Genomic DNA, 20,657 nt, shown 5'->3' with positions numbered 1-20,657 from the left:
ACGGGCCGACCCCGCGCCCGGATCACCCGTAGCCGAGCGCGTGCAGCCTCTCGTCGTCGATGCCGAAATGATGGGCGATCTCGTGGACGACGGTGATCTCCGTCTCGGCCACCACGTCCTCGCGCGTCTCGCACATCCGCAGCGTCGGACCCCGGTAGATCGTGATCCGGTCCGGCAGCACGCCCGCGTACCACTCACCGCGCTCGGTCAGCGGCGTGCCCTCGTACAGCCCGAGCAGTTCCGGGTCGTCGGACTCCGGCTCGTCCTCGACGAAGACCGCGACGTTGTCCATCAGCCGGGTCAGCTCCGGCGGAATCCGGTCCAGTGCCTCGGCGACCAGTTCCTCGAACGCTTCCCGCGTCATCTCCAGCACCCGGCCATTGTCCCGTACGGCCACCCGGGCCGCCCAGGCCCCCGCGCCCTTGCGGCGCCCGTCCCCGCGCCCGGGCATACCCGCACCGCGACTGGGGCAGGGGCACCCAATGGCCCGCGCCCGACTCCCCCTCCGCCGCCCGACAGCCCACCGCGCCGCCCACGGGCCCCTCGCGGCACCCCGGCCGTTCGTCCGGGCCCTCGGACTGGTCGTCGTGGTGCTGTTCGGCGCCTGGCTCGGGCTGCTCGCGGTCGGCAGCGTCCGGACGACCGTGGGGCCGATGGACACGACGATGACCCTGCGGCCCTCGCTCAGCGGCGGCACCAAGATCAACGTCTCCCCGCTCGGCGCCCTGGAACTGGACTCGCACCACGCCCCGGTCCGCCTCGACGTGGACGTGGACCGGCTGGACCCGGTCCGCTCGCAGGCCCTGGTCCGGCACCCCGAACGGCTCGCCGGGCTGGAGGACGAGGTCACGTCGGACGTCGCGGCGGGCACCCGCGAGCTGGCCCTGCGCTCCTGCGTGGCGGTGGTGACCGGGGCGACGGCGCTGGGCCTCGCGGTCTACCGCCGGCCACGCCGGGCCCTGGCGGCCGGAGGGCTGGCCCTCGCGCTGCTGGCCGCGTCCGGCGTCGGCGCGTACGCCACCTGGAACCCGAAGTCGGTCCTGGAGCCCAGGTTCTCCGGGCTGCTCTCCAGCGCCCCTTCGGTCGTCGGCGACGCCCGCTCGATCGTCAGCGACTTCGACGTCTACCAGCAGGAGCTGGCCCGCCTGGTCACCAACGTCACCAAGCTGTACGACGCCACCTCGACGCTCCCTGTCTACAGCCCGGACCCGGCGACGCTGCGCGTCCTGCACGTCTCGGACATCCATCTGAACCCGGCCGCGTGGCACATCATCGGCTCCCTCGTGGAGCAGTACGACATCGACGTGATCATCGACTCCGGCGACACGATGGACCACGGCACCGCCGTCGAGAACAGCTTCCTGGACCCCGTCGCCGACCTCGGCGCCCCCTATGTCTGGGTGCGCGGGAACCACGACTCGGCGGTGACGCAGAAGTACCTCGCCGACAAGAAGCGCTTCCCGAACGTGCACGTCCTGGACCAGGGCCGGGCCGTGACCGTCGGGGGGCTGCGGGTCGCCGGGGTCGGCGATCCGCAGTTCACCCCGGACCGGACGGGCCCCGAGCAGGCCGAGGACGTGGAGCGCGTGGCCGGCCGCACACTCGCCGCCGCCCTGCGCGAGGAGCAGCGGTCGGGGACCCCCGTCGACATCGCCGTCGCCCATGAGCCCGAGGCGGCGAAGGAGACGGACGGCGAGGTGCCGCTGGCACTGGCGGGCCATGTGCACCACCGGAAGAACGAGGTCCTGAAGGGCGGCACCCGGCTGATGATCGAGGGCTCCACGGGCGGCGGCGGGCTGCGGGCCGTCCAGAACAAGAAGCCGGAACAGGTGCTCGCGTCGGTGCTCTATCTGGACCGCTCCACCCGCCGCCTGCAAGCCTGGGACGAGATCACCCTGGGCGGCCTGGGACTGACGACGGCCGAGGTCAGCCGCCATCTGCCGGCCCAGAAACCGACCCTCACGAGCCCGTCTCCGACCGGCCCGGCCCCGTCCCCGTAAACCGTTTTGGCGAACGCCGCCGGCATCCCATATGCTTCTCACGTCCCCGACGCGCTGCAAGGCGCGCAGGCGGGCCCTTAGCCCTCATCGTCTAGTGGCCCAGGACGCCGCCCTTTCAAGGCGGTAGCACGGGTTCGAATCCCGTTGGGGGCACGCTTGAACGTGTGCGAGACTTGTCTCGCACATTGCTTGGTCCTGTGGAGCAGTTAGGAGTGCTCGCCACCCTGTCAAGGTGGAGGCCGCGGGTTCAAATCCCGTCAGGACCGCTGAGGTTTCACGTGAAACCTTGTGGCTGGGTAGCTCAGTTGGTACGAGCGATCGCCTGAAAAGCGATAGGTCGCCGGTTCGATCCCGGCCCCAGCCACTTCCCGAAGGCCCCGTCCGATGGACGGGGCCTTCGTCGTTCCGGAAGGGCACCCGAAATGGGTTCGCCCTTCGTCCGGCCCGGGTGAGATCCTGGGATCCGTATGTCTACTTCCTTCGCCGATCTCCAGTCCCGGCTCGCGCAGCTCTCGCTCCGCGACGCGAACCGGCTCGGCCGCCGCCTCGAAGGCGCCCGCCGCATCCGCAAGCCCGAGGCCCAGCGGGCCGTGCTGGACGAGATCGCCACCCAGGCGGACAAGGCAGCCGGGCGGCTTGAGCAGCGGGCCGGCCGGATGCCCGCTGTCACCTACCCCGAACAGCTTCCGGTCAGCCAGAAGAAGGACGAGATCCTGGAGGCGATACGCGACCACCAGGTCGTGATCGTCGCCGGTGAGACCGGGTCCGGCAAGACCACCCAGATCCCCAAGATCTGCATGGAGCTGGGCCGGGGCCTCCGGGGCATGATCGGGCACACCCAGCCGCGCCGGATCGCCGCGCGCACGGTGGCCGAGCGGATCGCCGACGAGCTGAAGACGCCGCTCGGCGAGACCGTCGGCTGGAAGGTCCGCTTCACCGACCAGGTGAACCCGGACGCGACCTTCGTCAAGCTGATGACGGACGGCATCCTGCTCGCCGAGATCCAGACGGACCGCGAGCTGCTCGCGTACGACACGATCATCATCGACGAGGCCCACGAGCGGTCGCTGAACATCGACTTCCTGCTGGGCTACCTGGCCCGGCTGCTGCCCAGGCGCCCCGACCTGAAGGTCGTCGTCACCTCCGCGACCATCGACCCGGAACGCTTCTCGCGGCACTTCGGCGACGCACCGATCATCGAGGTCAGCGGGCGTACGTACCCGGTCGAGGTGCGGTACCGGCCGCTGCTCGAAGAGGACGGCGACGACGCCGACCGCGACCAGATCACCGCGATCTGCGACGCCGTGGACGAGCTCCAGGGCGAAGGCCCCGGTGACGTGCTGGTCTTCCTCTCCGGCGAGCGGGAGATCCGCGACACCGCCGACGCACTCGGCAAACGCAACCTGCGCAACACCGAGGTGCTCCCCCTCTACGCACGCCTGTCGCACGCCGAGCAGCACCGGGTGTTCCAGCGCCACACGGGGCGCCGGATCGTTCTCGCGACCAACGTCGCCGAGACCTCGCTGACGGTCCCCGGCATCAAGTACGTGATCGACCCGGGCACCGCCCGCATCTCCCGCTACAGCCACCGCACCAAGGTGCAGCGGCTGCCGATCGAGCGGATCTCGCAGGCCAGCGCCAACCAGCGCAAGGGCCGCTGCGGCCGTACCTCGGACGGCATCTGTATCCGGCTGTACTCCGAGGACGACTTCCTGACCCGTCCGGAGTTCACCGACGCGGAGATCCTGCGGACCAACCTGGCGTCCGTCATCCTCCAGATGACCGCCGCCGGCCTCGGCGACATCGAGAAGTTCCCCTTCATCGACCCGCCGGACCACCGCAACATCCGCGACGGTGTCCAGCTCCTCCAGGAGCTGGGGGCGCTCGACCCCGCGGAGAAGGACCCCAAGAAGCGGCTCACCCCGCTCGGCCGCAAGCTCTCGCAGCTCCCGGTGGACCCCCGGCTGGCCCGTATGGTCGTCGAGGCCGACCGCAACGGCTGCGTCCGCGAGGTCATGGTGATCGCCGCCGCGCTGTCCATCCAGGACCCGCGCGAGCGCCCCTCCGACAAGCAGACGCAGGCCGACCAGCAGCACGCCCGCTTCAAGGACGAGACCTCCGACTTCCTGGCCTTCCTCAACCTGTGGCGCTACATCCGCGAGCAGCAGAAGGAGCGCGGCTCCTCCAGCTTTCGCCGGATGTGCAAACAGGAGTATCTGAACTTCCTCCGCATCCGCGAGTGGCAGGACATCTACGCACAGCTGCGCTCGGTCGCCAAACAGATGGGCATCGAGCTGAACACGGAGGACGCGCCGGAACAGTCGGTGCACACCTCCCTGCTGGCCGGCCTGCTGTCGCACATCGGGCTGAAGGACACCGAGAAGAACGAGTACCTGGGCGCCCGCAGCGCCAAGTTCGCGATCTTCCCCGGCTCCGCGCTGTTCAAGAAGCAGCCGCGGTTCGTGATGTCGGCGGAGCTGGTCGAGACGTCCCGGCTCTGGGCACGGGTCAACGCCCGGGTCGAACCGGAGTGGATCGAGCCGCTGGCCCAGCATCTGCTGAAGCGCACCTACAGCGAGCCGCACTGGGAGAAGGACCAGGCCGCCGTGATGGCGTACGAGCGGGTCACGCTGTACGGCGTGCCGATCGTCGCCCAGCGCAAGATCAATTTCGGCCGGATCGACCAGGAGACCTCGCGGGACCTCTTCATCCGCAACGCCCTGGTCGAGGGCGACTGGCGCACGCACCACCAGTTCTTCCACGACAACCGCAAACTGCTGGGCGAGGTCGAGGAGCTGGAGCACCGCGCCCGGCGCCGCGACATCCTCGTGGACGACGAGACGCTGTTCGACTTCTACGACCAGCGCATCCCCGAACACATCGTCTCCGGCGCCCACTTCGACTCGTGGTGGAAGCACAAGCGGCGCGACGAGCCGGACGCGCTCGACTTCGAGCGCTCGATGCTCATCAACGAGAAGGCCGGGGCCGTCACCAAGGACGACTACCCGGACTCCTGGCGGCAGGGGAAGCTGAAGTTCCGGGTGACCTACCAGTTCGAGCCGGGCGCGGACGCGGACGGGGTGACCGTCCACATTCCGCTTCAGGTGCTGAACCAGGTGACGTCCGAGGGCTTCGACTGGCAGATCCCGGGCCTGCGCGAGGAGGTCGTCACCGAACTGATCCGCTCGCTGCCCAAGCCCATCCGCCGGCACTACGTGCCCGCGCCGAACTACGCCGACAAGTTCCTGGACCGGGCCGTGCCCCTCCAGGAGCCGCTGCCGGCCACGCTCGCCCGTGAGCTCCAGCGGATGGTCGGGGTGCCCGTCACCGCCGACGACTTCGACCTGAGCCGGGTCCCGGACCACCTCAAGATCACTTTCCGGATCGTGGACGAGCGGCGCCGCAGGGTCGCCGAGGACAAGGATCTGGAGGCGCTGAAGCTCCGGCTGCGCCCGAAGGCCCGTCAGGCCCTCTCCAAGGCCGCGGCGGCCACCGCGGGGCCCTCCGGCGAGTCCATCGAACGCTCGGGCCTGAAGGACTGGACGATCGGCACGCTGGACAAGGTCTTCGAGACGCGGAGGGCCGGCCAGCCGGTCAAGGCGTACCCGGCGCTGGTGGACCAGGGAGAGACCGTCGCCGTACGCCTCTTCGACACGGAGGCCGAGCAGCAGCAGGCGATGTGGCGCGGCACCCGGAAGCTGATCCTGCTGAACATCCCGGTGAACCCGGCGAAGTTCGCGTCGGACAAGCTGACGAACCAGCAGAAGCTGGCCCTGTCCCGCAATCCGCACGGCTCGATCCAGGCCCTGTTCGACGACTGCGCGACGGCGGCCGCCGACCGGCTGATCGCGGCGCACGGCGGCCCGGCCTGGGACGAGGCGTCGTTCCGGAGGCTGTACGACAAGGTGCGCGCGGACCTGGTGGACCTGACCGTGCGCACGATCGGCCAGGTGCAGCAGATCCTGGCGGCCTGGCAGGCGTGCGAACGCCGGCTGAAGACCACCAACAGCCTGGTCCTGATCAACAACGTCACGGACGTACGGGACCACCTGGCGCGCCTGATGCCGCCCGGCTTCGTCACCGCGACCGGTCTGCGCAGGCTGCCCGACCTGATGCGCTACCTGGTCGCGGAGGACCGCAGGCTCCAGCAGATGCCGACCAACGTCCAGCGCGACACCACGCGCATGGAGAAAGTCCACGAGATGCAGGACGAGTACGCCTGGCTGCTGGAGCAGCTGCCCAAGGGCCGGCCCGTCCCGCAGGAGGTGCTGGACATCCGGTGGATGATCGAGGAGCTGCGGGTGAGCTACTTCGCGCACGCCCTCGGCACCGCGTTCCCCGTCTCGGACAAGCGCATCGTGAAGGCGATCGACGCCGCCGCGCCCTAGCACACGTCCGTAACGGGACCGCCACCCACAGTGAGTTCGACCGCACCCGCTGAACTCCTGTACAGTCTGTTTTCGCAGCCGGACGCGAGGAAGGCAGCGAAACCTGGTCCTGTGGAGCAGTTAGGAGTGCTCGCCACCCTGTCAAGGTGGAGGCCGCGGGTTCAAATCCCGTCAGGACCGCAGAACGAAAGCCCGGATCGCATCGATCCGGGCTTTCGCGCGTCTTGACTGCTGTCCCCGCCGACGAGTACGCAGAAACCTGGCGCCGCCCCCGGAATCCCGGAACGGGCGGCGCGCATCCACCGGGAGGTGGCGCGATGGGCGGCAGCCGGGGTCACCGGTCACCGCGGGCGGGCGCCCGCCGGCTGCGGAGCGCCGCGAAGCCCGTGAGGGCCCCACAGACCGCCCGGACACCGGATCGGTGTCGCCGGACCGCCCGAGCCGCCCACGAGGCGCCGACAGGCCCCCGTACGGCCTTGGTGAAGCGAGGACGTAAGTCCTCCCGCGACATGACCTTCGGCGCGACCATCGACTTCCTCACAGTGGCAGGCTCGTAGTTGGCAACACTCGTGCAGTGTGACGGGTGTCACTGAATCAGTTTGGAGAAGGGGGGTCTTTACACCCTTCCTACAACTAGCGAATTTAATATGTGCAATTGCACCTCCCGGAAGGGTGACTTCCGGTTACCCCCGGACCGCCCGCCGACACCTCCTTCGGGCCCCCCGAACACCGGGCCCGGCTGCGCGAAGGGCATGGCGGGCCGGCGGGAGCGCGCGCCGGGCGGAACCGGTGCGGGCGCAAAAAAATCGCGCTGGACCCGGCGGAGTCCAGCGCGATCGGATGACATGACCCGTACGGCACAGGTATGGCGCCCGTTGGGGCGGGCGCCCGTCATATGGAGCTATGGGTGAGCAAGTGGGTTGGGGGACCCAAAAGCCCAGGTGTGACGGGGTGACGGGGGGTTTGTCAGGCCTCGCTGCGCTGCTGCGGAATGCCCGCAAGCAGTGCGCGGACCTCTGCCTCGCGGTACCGGCGATGCCCACCGAGCGTGCGGATGGACGTGAGCTTGCCTGCCTTCGCCCAACGGGTAACCGTCTTCGGGTCCACGCGGAACATCGTGGCAACCTCAGCCGGGGTCAGCAGCGGCTCGGCATCAGGGGTGCGAGCGGTCATGAGCGGCCTCCTCGGGAGAACCGAACCATCTCGGTTCTTTCCTCTAAATTCTGCACCTTGACCCACGTTGCCCGAAATGGCGGACGCGGGCCGAGTCGGTTATAGGACGAACGGCTTGTCCTCGGCACTACAACTACACCATCCGTCCAGCCACGTCGGCCAAACCGATGGAATTGCCCTCCCAGGTGTTCATCAGCGACGGAAAGCCGATGGACCATGCCATAGCGGACAGTCACACCACCGTGACGATCAGTCACAGAGCGATCAGGAGTCATCAGACCCCCCATAGCGTGCAATGCTGAGCGATCCGCCCATACATGGACGGATGGAGTCCTCACCGGACTCCTTGTCCTATTTTGGCACGAGGGGTAGGGAAGGGCGCAAGGGCCCCGTAAGTGCTATCCATCACGGTTGAGGCAAAGGCCCGGTTCGGGACGTAGGTCCCGCCGCCCCTCGCGAACCTTCCGCCCCTTCACCCACACGTGTCACATCCGACACCGGTTCACGAACCGTCCGTGCGAGGTGTCCCGGCGGTCAGTTGGCGAACTGACGATCCCTTACGGCCCGCCAGCGCTCCGCGAGACGCGCGTACGCCTCGGCCGCCCGCTCCGCGTCGCCCGCCCGCAGCGCAGCGATCCCCTCCGCCACATCGGCGGCGCTCCGGTCGACGCTGAGCTCCCGCTCCGGCAGCGCGTGCACCAGCCCGCCGTAGTCCAGCTCCACGAGCGAGCGCGGGTGGAACTCCTCCAGCCACCGCCCGACGTCGACGAGCCCCGTGGTCAGCGGCCCCTCGTCCATGGTCTCCCGCAAGGTCCGCAGCGACCTGGCCAGCCGGCGCCGCGCCTCGACCATCGGCGTCCGGTACCGGAAGACCGGAGGCTTTCCGTCCGGCCCGGCGACCACATGCTCCCGCTCCTCGTCCGCGAAGAGCACGAACCAGCGCACCGGAACCTGCCACACCGCCGTCCTGATCCACGGCCGGGCGTCCGGATTGCGCTCCGCCCACCGCTCGTGGTCGGCCAGCGCCTGGCCGCGCACCACCGGCGGCAGCACCGCGTCGAGCACCGGCCCGGGGAACAGCTCCGCCAGCCCGTCCAGCGCCAGCCAGCCGCGCAGCCGGGTCCGCCACGGGCAGACGCACACCACCCCGTCCACCTCGGCCACGAACGCGTCGGCGCTCTCGTGCGCCGGCACCCCCGCGGGCGGGGTGGCCGCCAAGTCGGCCAGCGAGCGCCTGAGTTCGTCCTGTGCCGTGGGCATCCGCTCGCGGGCCGCATAGCGGGCCCAGTGGGCGCGCTCGCCCTCCGGGAAGGCCGCCAGTGGCTCGTACACCCGGAGGTAGGACGCGTAGGGAACCAGCACCGAAGACACCACCGACATGCGGTGATCGTGTCACGCCTGTCCCCCGGTGGGGGGTGATCCTTGGCACTGGAACAGATCTACGTGGGGGTAGGACTTACGCTCTTGCCCAGCCGGGCCGTCCGTACGGCCGGTCCGGCGGGCCCTCCCCACCTTCAGGAGGGTCTTTCCGCCGCTTCGTACTTGGGAGTCACCACAGTGACCGATGTGACCGGCGCGCCTGTCGATGTCCTGCACACCCTGTTCCACTCGGACCAGGGCGGACACGAACAAGTCGTCCTCTGCCAGGACCGGGCCAGCGGCCTCAAGGCCGTCATCGCCCTCCACTCCACCGCCCTGGGCCCCGCCCTCGGCGGCACCCGCTTCTACCCGTACGCCTCCGAGGCCGAGGCCGTCGCCGACGCGCTGAACCTCGCGCGCGGCATGTCGTACAAGAACGCCCTGGCCGGGCTCGACCACGGTGGCGGCAAGGCCGTCATCATCGGCGACCCCGAGCAGATCAAGAGCGAGGAACTGCTGCTGGCCTACGGCCGGTTCGTCGCCTCGCTCGGCGGCCGGTACGTGACGGCCTGCGACGTCGGCACCTACGTCGCCGACATGGACGTCGTGGCCCGCGAATGCCGCTGGACCACCGGCCGCTCCCCCGAGAACGGCGGCGCCGGCGACTCGTCGGTGCTCACCGCGTTCGGTGTCTTCCAGGGCATGCGGGCCTCGGCCCAGCACCTGTGGGGCGACCCGACGCTGCGTGGCCGGAAAGTGGGGGTCGCCGGCGTCGGCAAGGTCGGTCACTACCTGGTCGAGCACCTGCTCGCGGACGGCGCCGAAGTCGTGATCACCGATGTGCGCGAGGAGTCCGTGCGCCGGATCACCGACCAGCACCCCGAGGTCGCCGTCGCGGCCGACACCGCGGCGCTGATCCGTACCGAGGGCCTGGACATCTACGCCCCGTGCGCGCTGGGCGGCGCCCTCGACGACGACACCGTGCCGGTGCTCACCGCGAAGGTGGTGTGCGGCGCGGCCAACAACCAGCTCGCGCACCCGGGCGTCGAGAAGGACCTGGCCGACCGGGCCATCCTGTACGCGCCCGACTACGTGGTGAACGCGGGCGGAGTCATCCAGGTCGCCGACGAGCTGCACGGCTTCGACTTCGACCGGTGCAAGGCGAAGGCCACCAAGATCTTCGACACCACGCTGGCCATATTCGCACGTGCGAAGGAAGACGGCATTCCGCCGGCCGCCGCGGCCGACCGGATCGCCGAACAGCGGATGGCGGAGGCCCGCCGCCGCTGACCCGGCACCCCTCCGTACGGCCGCGACCCGCCGATCGGCGAGACAAGACTCACGCCGGTCGGCGGGTCGCCTGCCGATAAGAGGTTAAAATCGCAGTTGACCAGCGAGGACGGGGCGTCTCGAGGGTCCTCTTCCGGGGCGCGTGATGCGGGCGGCGTACCGTATGGCCGCGGAAGCAGGTACCGTTAAAGCACTACAGGCACGGTCTCTCTGCCGAGAGTCCGTCCTGAAACATGAACGCGTGTCAAGACTCTGGGGCCGTCGAGCCCCGTCACCGAGGGGGTCGAGCCATGGGGCGCGGCCGGGCAAAGGCCAAGCAGACCAAGGTCGCCCGCCAGCTGAAATACAGCACCGGCGGGACGGACCTGTCGCGTCTGGCCAGTGAGCTGGGCGCATCGACTTCGAGTCAGCCACCGAACGCGGAACCGTTCGAGGATGACGACGAGGAAGATGACCCGTACGCACAGTACGCGGATCTGTACAACAACGACGAGGACGAGGACGAGAACGACCAGTCCGGTCCGTCGTCCAAGCGCCGCGGCGCTTGACCTCGCGCTGACACATCACCCCGGTTCGGAGCTCCTCCGGACCGGGTTTTGTGCTGCCTGCGTGCGGGAAGGGCGAGGCTGCCGGTGACCGGCCGGGCCCGTCGGCCCGACCGGTGTTCCCGCTCAGCGTGCGTACGAACCCACCAGCTCGGCGCCGGTCGCGTGGTCGTCCCGGGCGGTGATCTCCCCGGCGACCCAGGAGTCGACGCCCCGGTCGGCCAGCGTCGTCAGGGCCACGTCCACGGACTCGGCGGGGACGACCGCGATCATGCCGACGCCCATGTTGAGCGTCTTCTCCAGCTCCAGCTGCTCGACCTGGCCGGCCTTGCCCACGAGGTCGAACACCGCGCCCGGCGTCCATGTGGAGCGGTCCACGGTCGCGTGCAGGTCGTCCGGGATGACCCGGGCCAGGTTGTTGGCCAGGCCGCCGCCGGTGACGTGGCTGAACCCGTGCACCTCGGTCGTACGGGTGAGGGCCAGGCAGTCCAGCGAGTAGATCCGGGTCGGCTCCAGCAGCTCCTCGCCCAGGGTCCGGCCGAACTCCTCGACCTGGCGGTCCAGCGCCCAGCCGGCACGGTCGAACACCACGTGGCGGACGAGCGAGTACCCGTTCGAGTGAAGCCCGGAGGACGCCATGGCGATCACGGCGTCGCCCTCGCGGATGCGGTCGGGGCCCAGCAGGCGGTCGGCCTCGACCACGCCCGTACCCGCTCCGGCCACGTCGAAATCGTCCGCGCCCAGCAGGCCGGGGTGCTCGGCGGTCTCGCCGCCGACCAGCGCGCAGCCGGCCAGCACACAGCCCTCGGCGATGCCCTTCACGATGGCCGCGACACGCTCGGGGTGCACCTTGCCGACGCAGATGTAGTCGGTCATGAACAGCGGCTCGGCGCCGCAGACGACGAGGTCGTCCACGACCATGCCGACGAGGTCGTGACCGATCGTGTCGTACACGCCCATCTGGCGCGCGAGGTCGACCTTGGTGCCGACGCCGTCCGTGGCGGAGGCCAGGAGCGGACGCTCGTAGCGCTTGAGCGCCGAGGCGTCGAAGAGGCCGGCGAAGCCGCCGAGGCCACCGAGACCCGCGACCTCGGGGCGCTGCGTCTTCTTCACCCACTCCTTCATCAGCTCGACGGCGCGGTCGCCGGCCTCGATGTCGACGCCCGCTGCCGCGTAGGAAGCACCTGTTGTCTCAGACATTGCCTGGGATCTTTCGTGTGGAGATACGGGGCTGGGGGAAGGGCCGCCGGACGGTCCGGGTCACGGACGCCGCAGCGCGTCGGACGCCGCGGTCGCCGCGGGGCCCGCCGCCAGCTCGGTCTCCAGCAGCTGCTTGCCGAGCAGCTCCGGGTCCGGGAGCTCCATCGGGTACTCGCCGTCGAAGCAGGCGCGGCAGAGGTTCGGCTTGTCGATCGTCGTCGCCTCGATCATCGCGTCGATCGAGATGTACGCGAGCGAGTCGGCGCCCATCGAGGTGCCGATCTCCTCGACGGACATGCCGTTGGCGATCAGCTCGGCGCGGGTCGCGAAGTCGATGCCGAAGAAGCAGGGCCACTTCACCGGCGGGGACGAGATCCGGATGTGGATCTCGGCGGCGCCGGCCTCGCGGAGCATCCGGACCAGTGCGCGCTGGGTGTTGCCGCGGACGATCGAGTCGTCCACGACCACCAGGCGCTTGCCCTTGATGACTTCCTTGAGCGGGTTCAGCTTGAGGCGGATGCCCAGCTGGCGGATCGTCTGGGAGGGCTGGATGAAGGTCCGGCCGACATAGGCGTTCTTCACCAGGCCGTTGCCGAACGGAATTCCGCTGGCCTCCGCGTAACCGATGGCGGCCGGGGTGCCGGACTCCGGCGTCGCTATGACCAGATCCGCGTCGACGGGCGCCTCGGCGGCCAGCCTGCGGCCCATCTCCACCCGGGAGAGGTAGACGTTGCGTCCCGCGATGTCGGTGTCGGGGCGGGCCAGGTAGACGTACTCGAAGACACAGCCCTTGGGCTTCGCTTCCGCGAATCGCGAGGTGCGCAGACCGTTCTCGTCGATGGCGACCATCTCGCCCGGCTCGATCTCGCGCACGAAGCTGGCGCCGCAGATGTCGAGGGCGGCGGACTCCGACGCGACGACCCAGCCGCGCTCCAGGCGGCCGAGGACCAGCGGGCGGATGCCCTGCGGGTCACGGGCGGCATAGAGCGTGTGTTCGTCCATGAAGACCAGGGAGAAGGCGCCCCGGACCTCGGGAAGGATCTTGGCGGCCGCCTCCTCGATGGTCAGCGGCTTGCCGTCGTCGTCGGTCTGGCCGGCGAGCAGCGCGGTCACCAGGTCGGTGTCGTTGGTCGCCGCGACCTGGGTGGCGCGGCCGTCCTTGCGCGGGAGGTCGGCGACCATCTCCGCGAGCTGGGCCGTGTTGACCAGGTTCCCGTTGTGACCGAGGGCGATCGAGCCGTGCGCGGTGGCACGGAACGTCGGCTGCGCGTTCTCCCACACCGAGGCACCGGTGGTGGAGTAGCGGGCATGACCGACCGCGATATGGCCCTGGAGCGATCCCAGGGAGGTTTCGTCGAAGACCTGCGAGACCAGTCCCATGTCCTTGAAGACCAGGATCTGGGACCCGTTGCTCACTGCGATGCCCGCGGACTCCTGTCCACGGTGCTGCAGGGCATACAGTCCGAAATAGGTGAGCTTGGCGACCTCTTCGCCCGGAGCCCAGACACCGAAGACGCCGCAAGCGTCCTGGGGGCCCTTCTCTCCGGGGAGCAGGTCGTGGTTGAGTCGTCCATCACCACGAGGCACGCCATCGAGTGTAGGGGAGATCGACCACTGGTCCGAATTGGGGATGCCCCGCCCCACCACCGGCGAAGCGCCTCGGAGGCACGCCTTCGGACCCCCCGGAACGGTCACGCACAGTCATCGCGGCCCTTCCCCGGTCTACGCGCGGCAACCGCCGGAGGGCAGGCGACGCCCGGATCACCGGCCATCGACCGATAGGTTCCGGCCACCCGGAAGGGCCCTGGAGCGGGCCCTTCGTGGCACTGCGTGAGGCGGTTCCCGGGCGCCGGGAGCGAGCAGCCCGACCGGTCGTTTCGTGGCGAGCCTCACACCGCGGGTGCCCGGTATGCGGCATCTCGGGGGTCCGCCGGGCGTCCGGGACGGGCTCAGCCCATCAGCGGGAGCAGTGCGGAGAGATCCGCGCGCTCACCGCTCGCGGCGACCTTCGCCGCCTCGACCTCGCGCGCCCACTCCGTACGCCCGGTCGCGAGCCGTATCCAGGTGAGCGGGTCGGTCTCCACCACGTTGGGCGGGGTGCCCCGGGTGTGCCGCGGCCCCTGGACGCACTGGACCACCGCGAACGGCGGCACCCGGACCTCGACGGAACCGCCGGGCGCCCGCTCGGCCAGCGCGTCGGCGAGGAGCCGGCTGCACGCGGCGAGCGCCTGCCGGTCGTACGGGACGGAGAGCCCGGTCGCCTCGTTGAGGTCCCAGGTGTGGACGACCAGCTCCACGGTGCGGGTGACCAGGAAGTCGCCGAGGCGCATCGCCCCGACCCGGGTGGCCAGCAGCCGGTCCTCGGAGGCGCCGGGGACCAGGGCCTCGAAGCGGGCGGCGGTCTCCGCGTAGAGCGCGGCCAGGTCGGGGGCGGCGGCGGCCCGTTCGGCGGTGTCGTCCGCGATCCTGGGGGCACGGGCCGCCGTGGTGAACGGCCACTCCAGCAGGGACACCTCGGGTTTGGCGAGGGCCGGTGCGGGAAGCTCCAGCGTCCGGCTGACGTGCGAGAGGGCCATGGTGATGTGCGCGGCGAGCTCGCGCACCGTCCAGTCACCGAGTCCGCTCGGTGCGGCGAGCTGCTGCGGGGTCAGCGTGCGCACGGCGTCCCGGACGTGGGCGAACTGGGCGAGGACCGCGGTGCGGGTCCTGGCCGGGTCGTAGCGACGGGCGCGCTTCTGCGAGGGCGGCATGTCGGGGAGCCTACGACGCGGCACCGACAGACCGTCCGCCTCGGGTGCGCGGAGCACCGCGAGGGGGGCCGTCCCCGCCCGGCGCCGCGGGTCCGCCTTGCGGGCGGGGCACCGGGTCAGGCGCGCGGCGCGTAGTCGCCGAGGCCCTTCTCCAGCAGGTCGAAGCCCCGGTGGGCGAGGGCGACGGCGTCGGGGACGACCGCGGCGGCCGGTTCGCCGGCCAGCAGGCGCCGGCGGTTCTCGGTGAGCAGCGCGTTTCGCGTACCGAGGAGCTGGGCGGCGACGATGCGCGCGATGACCGGCTCCTCGCCCTCCTCGATCAGGACCTCGGTGAGCTGCTCCTGCGTACGGGCGAAGAAGGAGTGGGCGCGCGTGAGCAGGGCGGGCGTCTCCAGGACGAGCCGCACGATGTTCAGCGCCAGGGGCTGGTCGCCCATCCCCACCGCCGGGTCGTGGCGCTCGACGGCCGCGACGAACTGGCGGCGCAACGCGGCGACCGCCGATTCCCCCGGCGCGCGCTCCCGTACGATCCTGGCGGCGTCGCCGACATGCTCCTCCATCGGCGCGAAGACCAGGTCTTCCTTGCTGTCGAAGTAGTTGAAGACGGTCATCTTCGAGACATCGGCCGCGTCGGCGATCTCCGCGACGGACACCTGGTCGAACCCGCGCTCGGAGAAGAGCCTGGTGGCCGTTTCCAGCAGCCGCCGCCGGGTTTCCCTCTTCTTGCGCTCGCGCAAGCCCATCCCCTCGGTCATGTTCTCACTGTACCAGGATGAAAATTAATCCTGGACGAAAACTTGACTCAGTATATGAATTCTGGGGACAGTGGGAGCGACCACAGCGGCGCCTCCCGGCGCCGCCCGGGAGGGGGGACCCGTCATGTCCGGAACAGCCATCGCGCCCGACCCGCGGCGGGCGGCCGCGGCCGGACGGCCCGTCGGCGGCCGGAACGGCACGATCGCCGTGGCGCTCTGCATCGTCACGATCCTGCTGGCGGTGCTGGACTCGAACATCGTGTCCTCGGCGACCGTCCCGATCGTCCGCGACCTGGACCCGGTCAGCGGCGTCGACCGCATCCCGTGGCTGATCGCCGCCTACCAGCTCGCCGCGACCGCCGCACTGCCCCTGTACGGCAAGCTCTGCGACTCCCTCGGCTCAAAGCAGGTCTTCATCGGGGCGCTCGCCACCTTCCTCGCCGGGTCCGCGCTGTGCGGAACGGCCCGGTCCATGGGCGAGCTGATCGCCGCACGCGCCTTCCAGGGCATCGGCGGCGGCGGGCTGATGAGCGTCACCATGGTCGTCCTGCACCAGCTCGGTACGGCGGCCGGGGCGAAGGCGGGCAGGAGCGGGAAGAAGCCCGAGGGCGGCGACCGGAAGGGCAACATCGGCGGGATCATCGCCGGTGCGGGCATGGCGCTCGGCCCCTGGCTGGGCGGTGCCCTGGCCGACCACGCGGGCTGGCGCTGGATCTTCTACGTCAACCTGCCCGTCGGCATCGCCGTCCTGATCGCCGCGGCCCTGGTGGTGAAGCTCCCCGTCCGCACGACGCGCCACCGCATCGACTTCCTCGGCGCCGGTCTCGCCGCCGCCTTCTCCACCGCGCTGCTCCTGGTCACCGAGTGGGGCGGCGAGGAGTACGCGTGGACCTCGCCGGTCGTCGTCGGCCTCGCCGTCGCCGCCGCCGCCGCGCTCGGCCTGTTCCTGTGGCGCCAGGCCACGGCCGCCGAACCGATCCTGCCGCTCTCCCTCTTCCGCCTGCGGGCCATGCGGTACGGCTTCGCGGTCCAGGGGCTCGTCGGCGTCGCGATGATGGGGTCGATCGTCTACGTGATGATCTACCTCCAGGTGGTCCGCGGGGTCGCCGCGACCTCGGCCGGTCTCTTCCTGGTCCCGATGGCGATCGGCATGACCGTCGTCGGGCTCGTCTCAGGGCGCCTGGTCGCGGCGGGCTGGTCGCAGAAGACCTTCGTCGTCAGCGGCACGGTCTTCGCCTCGGCCGCCCTCGCCCTGCTGACCACGCTCGACACGGACACCGGCCTGTGGACCGTGCGCGGCGCCCTGCTGCTCATGGGGATCGGCTTCGGCCAGCTCGTCGGCCAGCTGATCCAGCTCGTCCAGGACACCGCCCCGCCGGACCGGCTGGGCGTCGCCACCACCGGTGTCCGGTTCTTCCAGACCCTCGGCACCGCCCTGGGGGCCTCCCTCTTCGGGGCCGTGCTCAGCAGGGTCTACGCCGCCGAGGGCCCCGGCGGAACGACCAGTGACATCGGCCGGCTCACCGGCACCGCCCGCCACCGGGCCCTGGACGCCTTCGTCTCCTCGACGGACGTGGTCTTCGCCTGCGCCACCGGCGCGATGCTCCTCGCCCTGCTCCTGGCGACCCGGCTGCCCGGCACCCGTACCAGGGCCTGACCGACCCAGCGCGAAACCCCCGACCGGACGAACCGGTCGGGGGTTTCGGCGTGTGCTGTCCGGGAACTACGCGAGCAGCGCCGGGATCGTCTCCTCGTGCGCCGTGCGCAGCTCGCTCAGCGGGATGCTGAACTCGCCCTGGATCTCGATCGCGTCACCGTCCACGACACCGATGCGGGTCACGGGCAGACCGCGCGCCCCGCACATGTCGTTGAACCGCAGCTCCTCGCTGCGCGGCACCGAGACGACCGCGCGGCCCGCGGACTCGGAGAACAGCAGCGTGAACGCGTCGAGGCCGTCCGGCACGACCAGCCGGGCACCCTTCCCGCCGCGCAGGCAGGACTCGGTGACCGCCTGGATCAGGCCGCCGTCCGACAGGTCGTGCGCCGCGTCGATCATGCCGTCGCGGGAGGCCGAGATCAGGATCTCGGCGAGCAGCTTCTCGCGGCCCAGGTCCACCTTGGGCGGCATGCCGCCGAGGTGGTTGTGGACGACCTCGGACCAGGCCGAGCCGCCGAACTCCTCGCGCGTGTCACCCAGCAGGTAGAGGAGCTGGCCCTCTTCCCCGAAGGCGACCGGCGTACGCCGCGTGACGTCGTCGATCACACCGAGCACGGCCACGACCGGCGTCGGGTGGATCGCCGTCTCACCGGTCTGGTTGTACAGCGAGACGTTGCCGCCGGTGACCGGGGTCCCCAGCTCCAGGCAGCCGTCCGCGAGACCACGGGTGGCCTCGGCGAACTGCCACATGACGTCCGGGTCCTCGGGCGAACCGAAGTTCAGGCAGTCCGAGATCGCGAGCGGCTTGGCACCGGTCGCGGCGACGTTCCGGTACGACTCCGCCAGCGCCAGCTGCGCACCGGTGTACGGGTCGAGCTTCGCGTACCGGCCGTTGCCGTCGGTCGCCATGGCCACGCCGAGGTTGGACTCCTCGTCGATGCGGACCATGCCGGCGTCCTCGGGCATCGCGAGCACGGTGTTGCCCTGCACGAACCGGTCGTACTGGTCCGTGATCCAGGACTTCGACGCCTGGTTCGGGGAGGCGACCAGCTTGAGGACCTGCTCGCGCAGCTCCGCGCCGTTCGCCGGGCGGGCCAGCTTGCCCGCGTCGTCCGCCTGGAGCGCGTCCTGCCAGGACGGGCGGGCGAAGGGGCGGTGGTACGTCGGGCCCTCGTGGGCGACGGACCGCGGCGGCACGTCCACGATCTGCTCGCCGTGCCAGAAGATCTCCAGCTGCGAGCCCTCGGTCACCTCACCGATGACGGTGGCGATGACGTCCCACTTCTCGCAGATCTCCAGGAAGCGGTCGACGTGCTGCGGCTCGACGATGGCGCACATGCGCTCCTGCGACTCGCTCATGAGGATCTCCTCGGGCGAGAGGGAGGAGTCGCGCAGCGGCACGGTGTCCAGCTCGACGCGCATGCCGCCGGAGCCCGCGGAGGCCAGCTCGGACGTGGCGCAGGAGAGCCCGGCGCCGCCGAGGTCCTGGATGCCCGCGACGAGCTTCTCCTTGAAGATCTCCAGGGTGCACTCGATCAGGAGCTTCTCCTGGAACGGGTCGCCCACCTGGACGGCCGGGCGCTTGGCCGGGCCGGTCGACTCGAAGGTCTCCGAGGCCAGCACGGAGACGCCGCCGATGCCGTCGCCGCCGGTGCGGGCGCCATACAGGATGACCTTGTTGCCGGGGCCGGAGGCCTTGGCGAGGTGGATGTCCTCGTGCTTCATCACACCGATGCAGCCGGCGTTGACGAGCGGGTTCCCCTGGTAGCAGGCGTCGAAAACGACCTCGCCGCCGATGTTCGGCAGGCCGAGGCAGTTGCCGTACCCGCCGATGCCCGCGACGACACCCGGCAGGACCCGCTTGGTGTCCGGGTGGTCGGCCGCACCGAAGCGCAGCGGGTCCACGACGGCGACCGGGCGGGCGCCCATGGCGAGGATGTCGCGGACGATGCCGCCGACGCCGGTCGCCGCACCCTGGTAGGGCTCGATGTACGAGGGGTGGTTGTGCGACTCGACCTTGAAGGTGACCGCGTACCCCTGGCCGACGTCGACCACACCGGCGTTCTCACCGATGCCGACGAGCATGGCGTCGTTGGCGGGGACCTTCTCGCCGAACTGCTTGAGGTGGACCTTGCTGCTCTTGTACGAGCAGTGCTCGGACCACATCACGGAGTACATGGCGAGCTCGGCACCGGTGGGGCGCCGGCCCAGGATCTCGCGGATGCGGGCGTACTCGTCCTCCTTGAGGCCGAGTTCCTTCCAGGGCTGCGCGGTGTCCGGGGTTTCGGCCGCGTGCTTGACCGTGTCCAGGCTCATGCGTTGACCAGCTTCTTGATGATCGAGGTGAAGAAACCGAGACCGTCGGTACGACCGGTGCCGATCAGCGGCTCCACGGCGTGCTCCGGGTGCGGCATCAGACCGACGACGTTGCCCGCAGCGTTGGTGATCCCGGCGATGTCGCGCAGCGAGCCGTTCGGGTTGTGGCCCACGTACCGGAAGGCGACGCGGCCCTCGGCCTCCAGCGCGTCGAGCGTGTGCTCGTCGGCGGTGTAGCGGCCGTCCATGTTCTTGAGCGGTACGGAGATCTCCTGGCCCGCGGAGTAGTCCGAGGTCCAGGCGGTCTCCGCGTTCTCGACCCGCAGGGTCTGGTCGCGGCAGATGAAGTGCAGGTGGTTGTTGCGCAGCATCGCGCCGGGCAGCAGGTGCGCCTCGGTCAGGATCTGGAAGCCGTTGCAGATGCCGAGGACCGGCATGCCCGCCTTCGCCTGCTCGATCACCGTCTCCATGACCGGCGAGAACCGGGAGATGGCTCCGGCGCGCAGATAGTCGCCGTACGAGAAACCGCCCGCCAGGATCACCGCGTCGACCTGGTGCAGGTCCTTGTCGCGGTGCCACAGCGATACGGGTTCGGCGCCCGCGACGCGAACGGCCCGCAGGGCGTCCTGGTCATCGAGCGTGCCCGGAAATGTGACGACTCCGATACGAGCGGTCACTTCGACTCCTCGGCGTTCTCCACCTTCACGGTGAAGTCCTCGATCACGGTGTTGGCGAGGAACGTCTCCGCCATCTCGTGAATACGGGCGAGGGCGGCGTCATCGACCGGCCCCTCGACCTGCAGCTCGAAACGCTTTCCCTGACGTACGTCCGCGATTCCCTCGAAGCCGAGACGGGGCAGTGCGCGCTGCACCGCCTGTCCCTGCGGGTCGAGGATCTCGGGCTTGAGCATGACGTCGACTACGACGCGTGCCACTGGCACTCCCGGTGTGGTGGTGTGGTGCGGCTGTTTCTCCGGAGGGGGTACCCCGGACCCCCGCGGGTCCACTCAGCGTACCTGGCCGGAAATTCTACGCGGGTAGATATCAATCGGGATAGATCACGCCCGGATATCGGCCGATCACCGGACGGCGGAAAAGCCGCGAAACAAATGCTCACGAGCGGCACGCATAGCGGGCGGACACGCGGGAGTAATTGGACGGGCTTCACAATGCGGCACCACTCGCTGTACAAATGATTACCGGGGAATGCAGCATTGCCCCGGAG

At 70.1% G+C, this 20,657-nt stretch carries 15 protein-coding genes and 4 tRNA genes; 9 read left to right on the top strand and 10 right to left on the bottom strand.

Annotation, left to right across the window (positions count from 1 at the left end; genetic code table 11):
• Positions 1-22: 22 nt before the first annotated feature.
• Positions 23-373: a metallopeptidase family protein gene (locus ACFUJY_RS03535; RefSeq protein WP_018101725.1), complete on the bottom strand. Its 351-nt coding sequence runs from the start codon at positions 371-373 to the stop codon at positions 23-25.
• 109 nt (positions 374-482) lie between these two features.
• On the opposite strand from ACFUJY_RS03535, the gene ACFUJY_RS03530 reads away from it, so the two are divergent.
• The 6 genes from ACFUJY_RS03530 (at position 483) to ACFUJY_RS03505 (ending at position 6,568) form a co-directional block, all read left to right on the top strand.
• The gene (locus tag ACFUJY_RS03530) at positions 483-2,000 is read left to right on the top strand and encodes a metallophosphoesterase (RefSeq protein ID WP_383293760.1); all 1,518 of its coding nucleotides are present in this window, start codon (positions 483-485) and stop codon (positions 1,998-2,000) included.
• Positions 2,001-2,080: 80 nt separating this feature from the next.
• Positions 2,081-2,153: transfer RNA gene (locus ACFUJY_RS03525), tRNA-Glu, on the top strand.
• Positions 2,154-2,191: 38 nt separating this feature from the next.
• Positions 2,192-2,266, top strand: a tRNA-Asp gene (locus ACFUJY_RS03520).
• A 24-nt stretch (positions 2,267-2,290) separates the two neighbouring features.
• A tRNA-Phe gene (locus ACFUJY_RS03515) sits at positions 2,291-2,364 on the top strand.
• Positions 2,365-2,467: 103 nt separating this feature from the next.
• On the top strand, positions 2,468-6,388 hold the full coding sequence (gene hrpA, locus ACFUJY_RS03510; protein ID WP_383293758.1) for an ATP-dependent RNA helicase HrpA: 3,921 nt from the start codon (positions 2,468-2,470) through the stop codon (positions 6,386-6,388).
• A 105-nt stretch (positions 6,389-6,493) separates the two neighbouring features.
• Positions 6,494-6,568 (top strand) — tRNA-Asp (locus ACFUJY_RS03505).
• Positions 6,569-7,354: 786 nt separating this feature from the next.
• On the opposite strand, the gene bldC is transcribed toward ACFUJY_RS03505, so the two are convergent.
• Positions 7,355-7,561, bottom strand: coding sequence for a developmental transcriptional regulator BldC (gene bldC, locus ACFUJY_RS03500; RefSeq protein ID WP_003949541.1), 207 nt, complete (start codon positions 7,559-7,561; stop codon positions 7,355-7,357).
• 534 nt (positions 7,562-8,095) lie between these two features.
• On the bottom strand, positions 8,096-8,941 hold the full coding sequence (locus tag ACFUJY_RS03495) for a hypothetical protein (protein ID WP_383293756.1): 846 nt from the start codon (positions 8,939-8,941) through the stop codon (positions 8,096-8,098).
• Between the two features lie 177 nt (positions 8,942-9,118).
• Here ACFUJY_RS03495 and ACFUJY_RS03490 point away from each other — a divergent pair, with 177 nt between their 5' ends.
• Entirely contained in the window at positions 9,119-10,210 is a 1,092-nt protein-coding gene (locus ACFUJY_RS03490) for a Leu/Phe/Val dehydrogenase (RefSeq protein WP_383293753.1), read from the top strand.
• A 290-nt stretch (positions 10,211-10,500) separates the two neighbouring features.
• Positions 10,501-10,758 (top strand): DUF3073 domain-containing protein, encoded by a 258-nt coding sequence (locus ACFUJY_RS03485; RefSeq protein ID WP_073966783.1) that lies wholly within the window; start codon positions 10,501-10,503, stop codon positions 10,756-10,758.
• Between the two features lie 123 nt (positions 10,759-10,881).
• On the opposite strand, the gene purM is transcribed toward ACFUJY_RS03485, so the two are convergent.
• From purM to ACFUJY_RS03465, 4 genes are all read right to left on the bottom strand, one after another.
• A complete protein-coding gene (gene purM / locus ACFUJY_RS03480; RefSeq protein WP_383293750.1) occupies positions 10,882-11,955 on the bottom strand; it encodes a phosphoribosylformylglycinamidine cyclo-ligase in 1,074 nt (357 codons plus the stop codon).
• Positions 11,956-12,015: 60 nt separating this feature from the next.
• A complete protein-coding gene (purF, locus tag ACFUJY_RS03475) occupies positions 12,016-13,542 on the bottom strand; it encodes an amidophosphoribosyltransferase (protein ID WP_383293747.1) in 1,527 nt (508 codons plus the stop codon).
• Positions 13,543-13,904: 362 nt separating this feature from the next.
• A complete protein-coding gene (locus ACFUJY_RS03470) occupies positions 13,905-14,705 on the bottom strand; it encodes a sterol carrier family protein (protein ID WP_383293744.1) in 801 nt (266 codons plus the stop codon).
• 116 nt (positions 14,706-14,821) lie between these two features.
• Positions 14,822-15,460: a TetR/AcrR family transcriptional regulator gene (locus tag ACFUJY_RS03465; protein WP_383293742.1), complete on the bottom strand. Its 639-nt coding sequence runs from the start codon at positions 15,458-15,460 to the stop codon at positions 14,822-14,824.
• 124 nt (positions 15,461-15,584) lie between these two features.
• On the opposite strand from ACFUJY_RS03465, the gene ACFUJY_RS03460 reads away from it, so the two are divergent.
• A complete protein-coding gene (locus ACFUJY_RS03460; RefSeq protein WP_383293739.1) occupies positions 15,585-17,117 on the top strand; it encodes an MFS transporter in 1,533 nt (510 codons plus the stop codon).
• A gap of 66 nt (positions 17,118-17,183) precedes the next feature.
• Here the strand turns inward: ACFUJY_RS03460 and purL are convergent, their stop codons facing one another.
• From purL to purS, 3 genes are read right to left on the bottom strand one after another with little or no spacing between them, the layout of a single operon-like run.
• Positions 17,184-19,433 (bottom strand): phosphoribosylformylglycinamidine synthase subunit PurL, encoded by a 2,250-nt coding sequence (gene purL / locus ACFUJY_RS03455; protein ID WP_265542848.1) that lies wholly within the window; start codon positions 19,431-19,433, stop codon positions 17,184-17,186.
• A complete protein-coding gene (gene purQ / locus ACFUJY_RS03450) occupies positions 19,430-20,110 on the bottom strand; it encodes a phosphoribosylformylglycinamidine synthase subunit PurQ (RefSeq protein WP_164402307.1) in 681 nt (226 codons plus the stop codon). Before purQ ends, purL begins: the two co-directional genes overlap by 4 nt.
• Positions 20,107-20,367, bottom strand: coding sequence for a phosphoribosylformylglycinamidine synthase subunit PurS (gene purS / locus ACFUJY_RS03445; protein WP_018101738.1), 261 nt, complete (start codon positions 20,365-20,367; stop codon positions 20,107-20,109). The genes purQ and purS overlap by 4 nt, the downstream gene beginning before the upstream one ends.
• Between the last annotated feature and the right edge of the window lie 290 nt (positions 20,368-20,657).

This window comes from Streptomyces sp. NPDC057249, assembly GCF_042669245.1.
Lineage (GTDB): Bacteria > Actinomycetota > Actinomycetes > Streptomycetales > Streptomycetaceae > Streptomyces.
The sequence above is the reverse complement of the archived record's forward strand: the minus strand, read 5'-3'. Positions and strand labels throughout refer to the sequence as shown.